Source organism: Paenibacillus sp. J2TS4 (genome assembly GCF_018403245.1).
Taxonomy (GTDB): domain Bacteria; phylum Bacillota; class Bacilli; order Paenibacillales; family NBRC-103111; genus Paenibacillus_L.
This window is the reverse complement of record NZ_BOSH01000003.1, coordinates 489746-503472: the sequence shown is the minus strand read 5'-3', so window position 1 is coordinate 503472 and position 13727 is coordinate 489746. Positions and strand designations below refer to the sequence as shown.

Annotated in this window: 11 protein-coding genes, 1 pseudogene and 1 CRISPR repeat array (1 of these 13 cut by a window edge); of the genes and pseudogenes, 2 read left to right on the top strand and 10 right to left on the bottom strand. The window is 45.1% G+C overall.

Going from position 1 to position 13727, the window contains the following annotated elements; all coding sequences use genetic code 11:
- Positions 1-7: a CRISPR direct-repeat array (repeat unit 32 nt); it reaches 432 nt to the left of the window's first position.
- A gap of 1151 nt (positions 8-1158) precedes the next feature.
- The 5 genes and pseudogenes from cas2 to cas3 form a co-directional block, all read right to left on the bottom strand.
- Positions 1159-1449: a CRISPR-associated endonuclease Cas2 gene (gene cas2 / locus KJS69_RS09535; RefSeq protein WP_213583486.1), complete on the bottom strand. Its 291-nt coding sequence runs from the start codon at positions 1447-1449 to the stop codon at positions 1159-1161.
- Between the two features lie 37 nt (positions 1450-1486).
- Positions 1487-2375 (bottom strand): annotated as a pseudogene (cas1c, locus tag KJS69_RS09530) (type I-C CRISPR-associated endonuclease Cas1c); the annotation flags it as partial.
- Positions 2351-3442, bottom strand: a complete 1092-nt coding sequence (locus KJS69_RS09525) for a type I-C CRISPR-associated protein Cas8c/Csd1 (protein ID WP_213583484.1) — start codon at positions 3440-3442, stop codon at positions 2351-2353. The gene KJS69_RS09525 and the pseudogene cas1c, both read right to left, overlap by 25 nt.
- A gap of 4 nt (positions 3443-3446) precedes the next feature.
- Positions 3447-4166 carry a type I-C CRISPR-associated protein Cas5c gene (gene cas5c, locus KJS69_RS09520; RefSeq protein WP_213583483.1) on the bottom strand — a complete coding sequence of 240 codons (720 nt, stop codon included), beginning with the start codon at positions 4164-4166 and terminating at the stop codon, positions 3447-3449.
- Between the two features lie 131 nt (positions 4167-4297).
- Positions 4298-6586 carry a CRISPR-associated helicase Cas3' gene (cas3, locus tag KJS69_RS09515; RefSeq protein WP_306434405.1) on the bottom strand — a complete coding sequence of 763 codons (2289 nt, stop codon included), beginning with the start codon at positions 6584-6586 and terminating at the stop codon, positions 4298-4300.
- A gap of 544 nt (positions 6587-7130) precedes the next feature.
- Here cas3 and KJS69_RS09510 point away from each other — a divergent pair.
- A complete protein-coding gene (locus KJS69_RS09510) occupies positions 7131-7856 on the top strand; it encodes an SMI1/KNR4 family protein (protein WP_249730445.1) in 726 nt (241 codons plus the stop codon).
- A gap of 247 nt (positions 7857-8103) precedes the next feature.
- On the opposite strand, the gene shc is transcribed toward KJS69_RS09510, so the two are convergent.
- The 5 genes from shc to KJS69_RS09490 form a co-directional block, all read right to left on the bottom strand.
- Positions 8104-9984, bottom strand: coding sequence for a squalene--hopene cyclase (shc, locus tag KJS69_RS09505; RefSeq protein WP_374706625.1), 1881 nt, complete (start codon positions 9982-9984; stop codon positions 8104-8106).
- A gap of 912 nt (positions 9985-10896) precedes the next feature.
- Positions 10897-11001: a type II toxin-antitoxin system YoeB family toxin gene (locus tag KJS69_RS29955; protein WP_283777451.1), complete on the bottom strand. Its 105-nt coding sequence runs from the start codon at positions 10999-11001 to the stop codon at positions 10897-10899.
- The gene (locus tag KJS69_RS29950) at positions 10979-11098 is read right to left on the bottom strand and encodes a type II toxin-antitoxin system YoeB family toxin (protein ID WP_283777450.1); all 120 of its coding nucleotides are present in this window, start codon (positions 11096-11098) and stop codon (positions 10979-10981) included. Before KJS69_RS29950 ends, KJS69_RS29955 begins: the two co-directional genes overlap by 23 nt.
- Positions 11099-11159: 61 nt before the next feature.
- The gene (locus KJS69_RS09495; protein ID WP_213583481.1) at positions 11160-11747 is read right to left on the bottom strand and encodes a GNAT family N-acetyltransferase; all 588 of its coding nucleotides are present in this window, start codon (positions 11745-11747) and stop codon (positions 11160-11162) included.
- Between the two features lie 653 nt (positions 11748-12400).
- Entirely contained in the window at positions 12401-12661 is a 261-nt protein-coding gene (locus KJS69_RS09490; RefSeq protein ID WP_213583480.1) for a hypothetical protein, read from the bottom strand.
- A gap of 265 nt (positions 12662-12926) precedes the next feature.
- On the opposite strand from KJS69_RS09490, the gene KJS69_RS09485 reads away from it, so the two are divergent.
- On the top strand, positions 12927-13511 hold the full coding sequence (locus KJS69_RS09485) for a hypothetical protein (protein ID WP_213583479.1): 585 nt from the start codon (positions 12927-12929) through the stop codon (positions 13509-13511).
- The last annotated feature ends 216 nt before the right edge of the window (positions 13512-13727 follow it).

Genomic DNA, 13727 nt, shown 5'->3' with positions numbered 1-13727 from the left:
ATGCGACTGCGGGGTCTCGAACCCAGCATACCACAAGGGCTCACGAGCCCGAAAGTGCGAATCGCCATTTTCGAGTGCCATATTAGGTCGTTTTTTCCTTTAAAAACCCGAAAACCCGCGTCATTAGGGCGGTGCGAATCTCCCGGGGGTTTCATGTTAGCTTGGGGTTCGCACTTCCCTCGCGTTGTGGAAAACGCCATGAAATTATAAATCCCATGCTGTTTTTCAATCCACGCACAGACGGGCCCTCCAAATAATCCTTGTCCGACTAAATGTAATTGATGCAGTTAATTCTCGCTAAAGCTCGCTAGATTTCCGGACTAAATGTAAAACCTACCGTTAGAAATAGGGATAAAGAGGGAATGGGTAGATTGGGACCAAATTAGCTGTATGATTTCCAGTTGGATTGCCAAAAATCGTCTGATCTGACTTATTTAGCTGTATAAAATCCAGTCTGTTTGGCGGCGAAGAAAATCAAGCACTGATTATTAGATAGAACATAATATAATTGGAGATTTCAATCCACGCTCCTACATAAGGAGCGACTGCGGGTTCTTAAACCCAGCTTACCACAAAGGCTCACAGGCTCAAAAGTGCGAACCTCCAATTTCAAGCTCTGTATCTGGTCATTTTTTTCGTAAAATCGCTGATACTCGCGTCGTTACGCCAGTGCGAATCTCCCGGGGTTTTCATGTGAGCTTGGGGTTCGCATTATAATCCTCACGTATGGAAATATCATAAATGCTACCCGAGTTTCAATCCACGCACTCACGTAGAGTGCGACATGAACATTACAGCAATTGGCTTTGCTTTAAGTGTTTGATTTCAATCCACGCACTCACGTAGAGTGCGACGCTTTTTTTTATAATACATGTTATATTCTCTTATAGTATTTCAATCCACGCACTCACGTAGAGTGCGACCTAGCATGTGTAATTCTTTCTTCTCGAATTTCGGATATTTCAATCCACGCACTCACGTAGAGTGCGACTGCGGGTTCTTAAACCCAGCATACCACAAGGGTTCGCAAGCTCAAAAGTGCGAACCACCATTTTTCAAGCACTGTAACTGGTCATTTTTCTTCGTAAAATCCCGAAACCCGCGTCGTTACGCCGGTGCGAATCCCCTAGGGATTTTATGTGAGCTTCCCATTCGCACCTATAGAATCAGTGTTCCTTCTACATCAAAAGATTCTTTAGTTCCGACATGCTCAACTTTTCGCTTATAATTGTCACCTAGTTGATAGAAGCGTAAGCTATCCTTCTTTGGATCGATTAATGCTTCTAATTCGTATTTTAACTTCCTGAACTGCGTTGAGTCTACGATGCACTCAAATACAGAGTTTTGAACCCTTTGTGCATAATCTAAGCATTTTTTCGAAACCTGTCTTAGTCTTCTTCTGCCCTCGCTGGTAGTGGTGTTCACATCATAAGTAATGATAACGAGCAACTTGTCACCTACCTCCATATGGTTTCATTCAACGAACTTATTTCCATAAGAAAGGAGGATACTCATCCAAATCCCCTCTAATATACCTCGCGAGCAGCAAGGCCTGGGCATGCGGGACAAGTCCCCAAGCCATTTTCTGATTTAAGTAGGGGTGATGAATGTTCTCCTGCTTTCTTTCTTGCCATGCAGCCAAGACGCTTCTTCTCGTATCATCATCCATGATGACCGCACCGTTTTCCTTCCGATAGAACCCTTTATGATTTATCGTTTTCTTATTAATTAGAGACAGAACAAAACGATCCGCATAAACGCTCCGTAACTCCTCCATAATGTCTAGAGCAAGTGAGGCTCTTCCCGGGCGATCTCGATGCAGAAATCCTACATATGGATCCAATCCGATATTTTCTAACGCGGATTTTAAATCATTTGCGAGCAATGTATATGCAAAAGATAATAAAGCATTCACATTATCTAGCGGTGGCCGCTTATTTCTGCCTTTAAAAATGAAATGATCGGTTTGCTGAAGAATGAGATCGTTAAATACAGAGTAATACTGCGCTGCCGCATTCCCCTCCAACCCTCTCAACCGCTCCAAATCGTCTACATCTCGAACCATCAACATAGTTTCGGACAACGACGTGGAAACCGACTTCATCTTAGGCACATCGACTCGAAGCGGATGATCTCTTGTCGCGCGTTCTAGGATCCACTTGCTGTTGTATATTTTACCGAGAATGAAATTCCTTGCAGTTGCTGCACTTCTCTGTTCATCATCAGAGATGCGGAATTGTTCCTTTCTTAGAACGACATTTCCTCTTGTTTCACCACTCTCTCTCGCCAAGTAATTTCCATTTCTCGTCATAAAAGTCAGGGCAATATTTCTTTTGGCACAAGCACCCCATCAATGCCGGACTTGCTCCCGTGTAGGCGCAATCGCCAGACTGACTTGATGGGCATAAGCTTGGTGAGCCCGGTCCCCGACCACCGCTTGTTCGGCTTCATCGTAAATAAGAAGGGATGTCGTATCTAGGTGCGGATCAGGAACTTCCAGATTGTCGGTTCCCCATACGAGGAAAACCTTGCCGTCAATCGTATATCCTTGCTTGTCCACAAGCCATTTGAGAGCATTATGCGCCTTTTGAGATACTTCATAGCTGATCGAGGCTGCATCTTTGCTTTGTTTAAAACGGCCGCGAAACGTAAAGCCGCCCGTATCGTTGGCGGAGATTAATTTGGCCATATCTGCCGCGTGCCTGATTCGCGATGCATGCCTTTCGGTAGACGGACGTTCCTCCCCCGAGATGTAGCATAAATCTTTGGTATGCAGTGTGCTTTCATAATATCGAATGAATGATTCATGCACGGTTTTGTCTCGCCAAAGTCTCGATTCTGGTTCTCCGATAACATTTACGGCAAACCGGACAAAGGCATCGCTTTGATTGGATGTCACTGCTTTGTAGATATCGGGTCTAGAGCCATGCTGTTCCTCCAGTTCCTTGGTGCATTTCTCGATGAATTGATTCTGCTCATCCACATGCAAGACTTTAGCCTCGACCAGGTCTTTAACCAGTCGCCCTTTGCTAAGATAGGCATATACGCTCTTGACTTTAGGGTGAGCATACTCCGAATCACACCAGGCTTTCAGCTGTATTAGGTAGTCTTCGTGGGGATTGGTCTTCTTGATAGTACCGCTAAAAAAATAATCATCTGCTACATACATCAACTTATCATGCAGCGGATGAGGTACAGGTGCACTCGTTCGACTGCTTGAAGCCTCTGTACAAGGGATTATGGTGCTTGCCTCGTTCTTGTCCACCACCTTCGCAGAAAGGAAGTTCCCGACCGAGTCCAAAAAAACTTCAATCTGGGCTTGTTGGGTTGTGTGGGACACGGGAATAAGGGCAAATTCCTGATCGTTATGTTTTTTCTCAAATGCACCGATCACTTCAGCGTTATTCTCATACGTTCGATATAGTTGCCGCAGCCAAGTCACTTAATCACCCCTTTTCCGCAAACATCTCTTGATGTAACACGTGAACAGACTGTAGATTAGATGAATCGAATGCTTTCGGCGACATTTCCCCAATCGGACGGACTAACGTACATTCCTCGGGACGAATAAATTGAATGACGCCCTGCCTCATCACCGGCTGCCATAAGCGAGTTTCCAGCATGTTCTTCCCCGTTTCATCGGGATAATTTAAACCATGCACCATAACGCCGAAGCTGATTTCTCCCTCATAATGATCGTAGAAGCCCTCTCCTTCGCCATAAACAGCAGGATCAACGTATCCTTGACATTCCCTCGCCCCTAGAAAGATATCTCTTCTTCCTCCAGCAGCCACAGCTCTTTTGGCAATGTTATGATGCTTGTGTTCGTTCCGATCGTATTCTAATTCTTCACGATTAAGATTAAACTCGAAATGAGCCCTTACCTGATAGCGAACATTGCGTAAATAAGTGTAATACGCTAACGTGTTTCCTCCACTGTATTCAATCGGGCGAATTCCTTTCGACTCGGTTTGGATCGGGTTCATAACTCGAATTTCATCAATATACCATATAAGTGTGGGTTTCCAGTAAATGGATTCTACAATCCCTTTCAAGCTCTGGTAGGTTGGAATCTGGTAGGACATCTTCTCCCCGCCAATCTTGGTCAAGGGGTCGGTAAATAGCGCATAGTTTCCGTAAACTTCAAATTCAATCTGATTTCGCAAAGGAACACCTCCTGTAAAAGAAAGTCCATATGTTAGTATCTTTTTATTTAAATAGATTAATATGCTTAATTAAAATCATCGCTTTAAGCATAGATTGAAAATTATACCATTTCTATTGGGTCCGTTTTTTATCACATGATTTCCAACGACCAACCGGCTTCCCCCTCGAGATCAAGCCCCATCTCTTTCGAATACGCTACTTCCTTCAATGCATAAACATTGCCATGGAGCAGTAATTTAATATTATTATCTTGATCCAATTGCTTGAGTTCATGGGTATAAATATTAATGACATATTGTTGGGCTCTTCTAAGTAAAGAAGTAAGCTGCTCGCTATCCAATTCTCCATTTAAGTCGGCTATGATCTCATTCGCCTCATCGTTGAATGGGACGAGTACCGAAGTTGTCGGCTGATCAATAACCTCAAAATATCTCTCCACAGCAGCAAAGGACTGTTTGCTAATAAGCCGTGTGTTCATTCCGGATTTACGCTGCAGCGCAGTGACATTATCTTCATTTAAACTAAGCAATTTAAACGCCTCTTGATTAATGACCGGTAGCCGGTAATTCAGGTCATATTTAATTTCTGTATAATAGTACTCGAAGTACTTCGTCATCGCTTCAGGGGATAATAAGTCGTTGCCAAATTCATCCGGCTTGCGCTCAAACTCATCCAAAATGCGCGCTGATTTCTCAGCCCCTATTCTTATTTCCTTCAGTTTGGACAACTGTTCATCCGCAGACTTAATGACATAGACGTTACGGATCTCATCCTTGCCATGCCGATTACACCTTCCAGCCGCCTGGGCAATTGAATCCAGCCCCGCCAACGAACGAACCACACATTGAAAGCTAATGTCCACACCCGCCTCAATCAATTGCGTGCTTACACAAATAACTCTTCTGCCCCCCGTTGCAAGATTTTTCCGTACTTCTTCGAGAATCTCCTTCCGATGGGCCGGGCACATGCCCGTACTTAGATGAAACATTTCATACCGATGATGTTCCCGTTCAGCTTTGTCATTTAATTGCGTGTACAGTTTGCGCACTGCCTGTTTCGTATTGAGAATTACCAGCAGACTGTCAACCTTCTCCATTTCCGTCAGGATGAGCGCTTTCAATTCATTCGCATTATATCCGTCAGGAGTGGTGTTATCCACAATCTTTACTCTTTTAAAACAATCCGTGACGAGCTCCAGGTCTTGAATGATTTCCGCGTCGGTTGGAATTTTCAGTTTATTCTCCACAAAGTCCAGCGCCGGCTGGGTAGCTGTACATAGCACAATGCTCGAGCGGCCGTAATGACTAAGGAAGTTGAGCGCTTCATTAAATAAGGAAATGCATTGGACAGGAACCGACTGAACTTCATCAAATATGAGAACCGAGTTAGCGAGATTATGTAATCGCCGTACATTTCGGGTCCCTCTTGCGAAGAATACGTTCAGGAATTGCACCATAGTCGTAAAAATAATAGGATTGTCCCAATTATCTTTGGCCAATTTTAGTTTCTTCTTGTTCTGATCGTATGCTTCTTCCTCTTCTTCTTGCTCTTCAATTACGTTCGAATGATGCTCCAGAATATGAATTTCGTTTCCGAGGATCTTTCTGATATCTTCTGCATTTTGTTCAATTATCGTTGTGTACGGAACGATGTAGATAATTCGTTCTTTCCCATATTCAATGGCGTGCTTGAGAGCATATCGTAAACTCGCCAAAGTTTTGCCGCCCCCGGTCGGGATAGACAGAGTGTACATTCCCGGCGGCTTATAAGCCGCTGCTTCACATTGATCCGACATCTTGCTGCGAAGAAGGTTTATCGGGTGATGGGCATCCTCCCCGGTACGATAGGAATCTATCTTATCCATTAATGCAGCATAACATTTCTTGAATAAAACAGTGCTGTTCATAGGAGACTCCGGCGGTTCCTCATTTTCCTCCTCGAATATTCGAGTATTGGTTCGATCCGCATCGATTAAACAGCTAAATATGTACTTTAGGATAAAAGAGAACGTAATGACTTGCAGCTTCTGCTGCTGCCTCTGCGTTACAATCGCTTCCACCTCACGCGCAGCCTGATTAAAATAGTTCTCCAGTTCATCCCACCCGATCTGTTGCTTGAAAAAAGTCGCTACAGCATGCTCAAATTCCGGAATTTCCTTAAACTTAACGCGTTCTAAATAAGGTGAGGCTATATCGGGGGAAATAAAATCCCTTAATCCGCCATGATGCGAAAGAATACACATGCTGATCCACTCCGCTGTCAGTTGATCAAGCGCAGAGCTATCCCCTTCGTGAAATAATTGATAGATGAGTTTGCCTCCTGCAGTTGAATGATCCACGCTCCCCCTTCGGGGCGGATTATTCGGATTAGCAACAGCTTCCTGGATGTAATTTTTAAAAGCTTCGCTGTTCTTGCCCAAATCATGTAACAACCGGCAAGTCCTGCCAAATGTCGTACACCTATCTTGTCCCCAAGCCTTGCGCTTAGCTTCGATACCTCATCCAAATGTTCTTGTACCGTCTGAATTGCTCCATCTCTTTCACGAATATGTGCAATATAACTCACGGTCTTCCTCCTTTTAACATACCAGAACAGTTCCTTAGACCCGCAGCCTATACTAGATAAAAACAGGATTTCAGCATGATATAAAATAGGCCAAGAGACCCTATTCCTAGGATAATTCTCCAAATTTCTCCTTTATCCTTCATTTAATACCTAAATATTACAGATTCTCCATACTTTCACTAATGATTCATGCATCAGGACTGGACATTTCAACAGATCGCCATATTTGTGGACAGGAAAAGCAAGGGGAACGGCGAATCAGTAGTATGAATCTTCGAGCAGAAACTCTAGCCCTGGAAGGCTTCAACAACAAAATCGAAATTGGAGTAGAAACAATAAAGAAACATCTTTAAATGTGTGGACAACGAAGCGGAATGCTGAACATAAAGAGGTGGATCATGATGTACATCGTATCGGATAAGAGGATTCAGGTGCCTGCTATTGAGCTTGACGTTATTCAGAGAGAGACGGGGACGCAACTTCCCCCATCCTATAGATTCTTTTTGACCCAATATGGCGAGGGGACTTATTGCGGCTGGGTTAACGTTACGCGGCCCGATTCGGAGGTTTTGCAGCCATTTGCCGAATATGATTTCTGGCTGCATGATGAGGAGTGTCCCGTTACACAGGCTCAAATCAGACAATGCGTGAGCATCGGCACTTCGATAGACGGTGATTTTCTAGCTGTTCATCCCCAAATAGAGGGTGTTCTTTGGTTTCCGAGACATGCCGAGAAGATCACGCTAAAACCATGCGGAGAGGACCTGTTTACGCATACCCTGGATCGCATTTATCGTGAAGAGTATAAACAGAACCATTTCGCTCCAGCGTTTTTCGAACCGTGGAATGATACGAGGAGGCACGCCTTCTTCCTGTTCACTTACCGGGAGGGCGGTTTGTCCATGCCCGCTCTGGCCCGGCTGTGCAAGGAACGTTTTCAACCGGACCTGGTTTTTGAGAATGAGCATACCTGCCAAATTTTTTTACAGGCGTTGGGCGGATACATGCGGTTCAATTATGCCTATGGCATGGAAATCGCTGTTTTTTATGAAGAGGATAGGTCGACGCTGTATGAAGAGATTTCCCTGTTTCTTCAACAGCACAATTGTCAATTACACGCCTAAGCCTGGCATCATTTTGCGCATTTGTTCATGCTCAAGCGATTGCCTGCATCTGAACTAATCTGGCTTCTCCCAACCTTCGAGATTTCTCTCCTCGTAAAACATTTTAGACGTTGATTTCAATACTAATTGATCTGAAAACCTTATGAGTTCGAAACTTTAGCGGGTCTGCCGTGTCTAGTAATCTCGAGCTACCCACCGTACCCTCCGCCTTTTTAAAGGAGTAAATTGAATTTGTAGCTTTAGTGGTTCAATTTCCATATTTTTTTCTGTAGTGACCAAGCGCAAGGAGCGGCCAGATGTACCGATAGCTGTGGTAGTGGACATAAAAGTTGCCCGGGAGACCGGCACCAGTCGGATAAGAGGTCGTCCACTTGTCTTCTTGCAGCGAAGCGATAAGTCTGTAGACCCCTCTATTCATTGCAACGGTTGGCTGCGAATGAACAGCGATGAGTGCATCCAATGCCCAGGCGGTTTGGGAAGGTGTGCTTTCTCCTAGAGGCACATAGACTAGAAGCCGGTCACTTCTGCAGGATTCCCCCCAGCCTCCGTCAGGGTTTTGGATACTTAAGAGCCATCTGGCTCCTTTTTGTATCGTTTCATGCTGGGTGGAGAGGCCAACGGCCTTCAAACCCGTCAAAGCAGCCCACGTACCATAAATGTAGCAGATTCCCCATCTGCCGTACCACGAACCATCCTGCTCCTGATGATTAATGAGCCAGTAGGTCGCGCTTTTGATGAATTCGTGCCGGGTCCGAAGCCCTGCAAAATTCCCGAGATACTCCAACGTGCGTCCGGTCAGATCGGCCTCGGAGGGGTCAATAGCTGCAGATTTGGCGCCGTCTATGGCAAGCCAGGTGAGCATTTCATTGTTTGTATTTTTTTCGAAGGCCGGCCAGCCCCCGTCATTATTTTGCATGGATAGAACCCAATTGAGCCCACGATTCCGCGCTTCCTTGTAGGATGAATCGGTGCGGGATATGCCTTGGATCACACGCAAAGCTGCAGTTGTGTCATCTACGTCCGGATTGATCGTATTGGTTTCTGAAAATCCCCATCCCCCCGGGACCGTATTGGGATTATGGATGATCCAATCTCCTGGTTTATGATGCTGTCTAGATAGCAGGTAAGCGGATGCTTTACGAATCGCCAAATGGTTATTAGCAACCCCGGCCTCCTGCAGCGCGTAGGCCAGCAATGCAGTATCCCAAACGGTAGAGGGTGAATTTTGAATTGTCGTTTTGCGGCTTGAGCTGCAGCGCATAGCTATTATGCCTTGAACGGCATGAGTAATGAGAGGATGCTGCTTAGGATACCCGAGGGCAAGAAGGGCAAAGATCATCAGGATAGTACTGCTGGCATAGCTGTATAGAGTTCCGTCCGATTCAATCCGCTGCACAATGAACTGTTCCGCCTTAGTTGTTGCGACTTGATGGATATATTGAGGAGTACCTAGAAGTTTATTAATTCCGGACTGTATACTATCGAGCATCTCTTGAAAAGTCCTGGAAGGCCGTTCGTCGGTGTCCATTCGATGGACGTTAAGATCATATAGTTCGGGAGTATGAACTGTCTTTATAGAAAAATTCCGATCGGCCATAATCAAGACTGGCGCCAAGTGAACTCTTGAATACCCTGAAAACTCAAAGAAGTTAATTGGAAAAAAGGTAGGGAGAAGCAATACCTCCAGCGGAATCGCTACGATGGAGTCAGGCCATTTACTTTGTCCAGTAGCTGCAAGAATGACTTGGGTCAAGAGGCTATTCACTTTTTGCAAACCACCCTTGGACTGTATAAAAAGCTTGGCTCGCCGAACAGGTTCATCCGTTAACCGGCTATACCCGGAATAAAGCAAGGCATAGTAGGCTTCAACCGATGCAGACAAGTTACCCTCTTCTTCATCTCGAAACAATTTCCAACAGCCTTCGGGCTGCTGCTCTGCGAGGATGCGATCATGCAGTCGGCGAATAAGAGCTTCGTTCTGAATATTCAACGTTCGGAGAAGAATGATCACATATGCATCAATCGTCATTCCATTCTCAAAGCAAAAATGCCAAGACCCGTTTGACTCTTGTCGTTGAAAAAGGGTAGTGGTCAGACGATGGATTTGCTCATCTATATCGCTTAGAATGCCCACTTCCTTGCTGCCCCCTTAAACCATTTTCACCATTATATGATTGTCGGTGTCAATGCCATGCTAATCTGTTCATTCCCAGTTTCAATCCACGTAGGATGCAACAAAGATGACGCCCTCATAAAAAGAGCGCCTTATCCATTTCGATCCACGCATCCATGTAGGATGCGACTTTGGGACATCCATTTCTTCTTGACTTGATCCATCCCGTCATTTCAATCCACGCATCCACGTAGGATGCGACTACGGGGTCTCCAATCCTAGATACCACAAGGGCTCGCGAGCCTGAAAGTGCGAATCCCCATTTTCGAGCATCTTTTCAGGTCGATTTTTCCAGTGAAATGCTTAAAACCCGCACGGTTACGCAGGTGCGAATGTCTCGGGATTTTCATGGGAGCTTGAGGTTCGCACTTTAACGCTTACGTACCGGAGAGCGACCGTGAAATTATAGATGCAGCCAAAGGCCACTGGTTTTCAACCTGCGTATCCTGTCAGGCTCTCCAATTCGTTTCGGTATGGCACGGCAAGGAGATGTAAGCAAGAAACCATTATTCTTGCAGGCAATTCATTTGATCCAGCTGGATTAGGATGGTGAAGATGTTTTTGATGTGTACAGTGTAGAGGGGGCTCGTCATGTGCCTAATTTGAAATCTGTTTTTTACACCAGCATGTGCGAGCCTGAGGTTTTGTAGCCATTGAAAGATGCAGTATTAGAAATTGAGTATAGGAAATAGAACTTACAGGAATGCTCAGTGCCGCTGTGCTCTTCCATTGGTTTGAAATTTGAGAAATATCATATGGAGCGAGAATAAGCCCCGCGGCCCATGACAGGGATTTGCGGCGTTCACTTGTGTTCGTCTTATCGACACAATCAGACGGCCAGAGGAGATCGGTGCAGGCTGCAGGGATTTATTTATCGCCATAATGGGTACGAAAAGCATAAAATTCGATGGTTCCGTTTCCCAAGCGGTAGACTAGCCAGTTGGTTTCATCAATGCGCCGACTCCAATACAATAGCCGGATAAAAATCCCCCCATAGCGGTTCAGGCTTCCCTATCCCCTCATACCCATTACGCTCGATGTCTTTAATTAACTGATTGATCCGTTTCACTGTTTTTCGATCCTCGCCAGTTTGTTAGAAGATATTATACACTTAATTCTATGTGAACCCATTAAATTCCTCTTAATAACTCTTTTTCAAATTTGTGTTTGATGCTGTTCCATTCCGTATTAATAATGCTGTAAAGATTCGAACTTCGTATATACCCGTCTGGAAGAATCCGGTCCAGCCTCATCGTCCCTTCATGAACGGCTCCAATTCTGTTAATCGCTTTATTCGATCTCTCATTTCGTACGTCGGCTTTAAATTGCACTCTAACCAGATTAAGTTCCTCAAAACAGTACTGAAGCAGCAAATACTTGCACTCCGTATTTACGCAGGTTCTCCATACAGCGGAGGAGTACCAGGTCCAGCCAATTTCAACATTCCTATTGCTCTCCGATAGATTCAACAATCGGGTACTGCCGATGATTCGGTTGCTTTGTAAATCGATCACTGTAAAAGGGTATTGAATCCCAGATTCTTTCTCCTTGAGAGCTTCTTGTACTAGCACTTCCATATCATTAAGTGTTCTTACATTATGTGGGAGGTAAGTCCATATATTCGGATCTTGTCCGGCTGAAAACAACGGGGCCACATGCGATAAATCGAGAGGCATCAGCTTAACTCTGGAGCCTGTTAATATGATATCGGATAACATTTCAATCTCTCCAATCCATGGTTGTACTAGTAAATTACCATGGCGATGGGACAATGATAAGTACCAATATCGATCACTTTTTCTGTACCACTTTTATATGTAAAAAGAGAACTTAGAGGGGGCTGCCGCAATTGAAATTGCTTATCCGCGCTCCTACGTAAGAAGCGACAATGAGCGGATGGCTCGTTAAGACAAGGCGGTGTGAGGAGCGACATGCTTCAGCCCAGCGAAGGTTACAGTGTTCGGTGTATTTCAATCAACGCATCCACGTGGGATGCGACCCGGATACAAAACCATACGTATCGCGTGATTTCAATCCACGCATCCATGTAGGATGCGACCCAATTTATTTTTTTATTGGCCTAATGTGGGCTTGGTATTTCAATCCACGCATCCATGTAGGATGCGACTGCGGGGTCTCAAACCTAGCATACCACAAGGGCTCGCGAGTCTGGAAGTGCGAATCCCCATTTTCGAGTGCGGTATCAGGTCGATTTTTTCCGTAAAATCCCCGAAACCGCGTCGATAGGTCGGTGCGAATCTCCCGGGGTTTTCATTTGAGCTTGGGGTGCGCACCTGGGGTATAGTCTCCTGCTTTACTTTGTGACGGGAGCATGCAAAAATGCAGGTCTTTGGGTGGAATTTAGTTGATTTCAACGAAGGACAAGCAAATATGCATTTGAATTTAGCGATTTGACCGATTTTCCAGTTTTGGTGGGGAACGACATGTATTTTTGCATGTCTTCTACGATATTTACCGGTTTCTTGGCGATTGACATGCATTTTTGCACGTCTTCCGCGATGTTTACCGGTTTCTCGGCCACTGACATGCTTTCTTGCATGTCAATGGCCGCAACGTCACGGCTGCAAGGAAACTGCGCGCAATGCTTTTCAAGTTTGACCATACTGATCACAATAAAACCCCCAAACTAGTCGGCTTTTCCCTGCATTCACGGATCTGACAAAGCTGGCTGATCCCCTCCCCGCTTTTATTTACACGCTAAAAAAACTTCTATTATGTCGTAAACTCTCCCAATGCACATAAGCGAAAAGAAGAAGAACTTCCCGCGTAAAAAATGGTTTGTTAACCATCAGCCTGGGCAAGTACCGTGTGCTGATGACCTTGGCCGACATATGCTGTAGAAGCGGTGTATGTCACAAGTACAGGGAGGTCCGACTATGAGACGACGTAAACTCAGCTCTAGACGGAATCGGTATGTCACCGTTCCGCTTCTGAGAAGGGTTACCGCCAGCATGATCCCTTTTTATTGTAAAATTGTTACCGACCGTTGTTTTGCCAAACGCTGGTCCGCGGCTGTACGCAAAGCCGATCTGGACCGCTTGGATATAATGTTCCATAAAGCGACTCCTGTTACAAGAAAAACAGCTTCTCTCTCCACCAACGGTATCGGCTATATGGTAGGGTTCAATGTCAAAGCTCCTATTTACGAATATGTCAATTCCACTTCAATCCGACCGGGGCATGTCCAGTTTACCTTCAGCACCCCCGTTCACAGAGCAATCGCGAAAGCCGTTCTTCCTCTATATCGGGAAATCGCCAAAAATCGCTGCTTTGCAGCAAAGATTGTGCAAGCCATCCACCGCAACGATAATAAGTTGCTGAATGTTCTAGTTCGCAGCCTCATTCCATCCAAAGCCTTACATTCGGTACAAGTGGATGAATCCGGAATTATGATGGCTTTTAAATTCCGTAAAGTTCCTTATCTATATTATAACGAGCTCTACCGGTTTGAATTTGACTAATGGGCAAGAACAGAGGCGTTACAATGGCGCTTCTGTCTTACATATCTTTGTTCAGATCTCCCGGATATCTTCGATTATCCCCAACACGTGCAATCAGATATCTCATATCTCTCTGCTCATACCCTAGCCTGTCCCTGACTATATATGTTGAACTAAAGAATAGCTCTCATTCCGTTCCGAAGAAAAGTGCCTCCGAAGCTTCAAACATCTAAACTA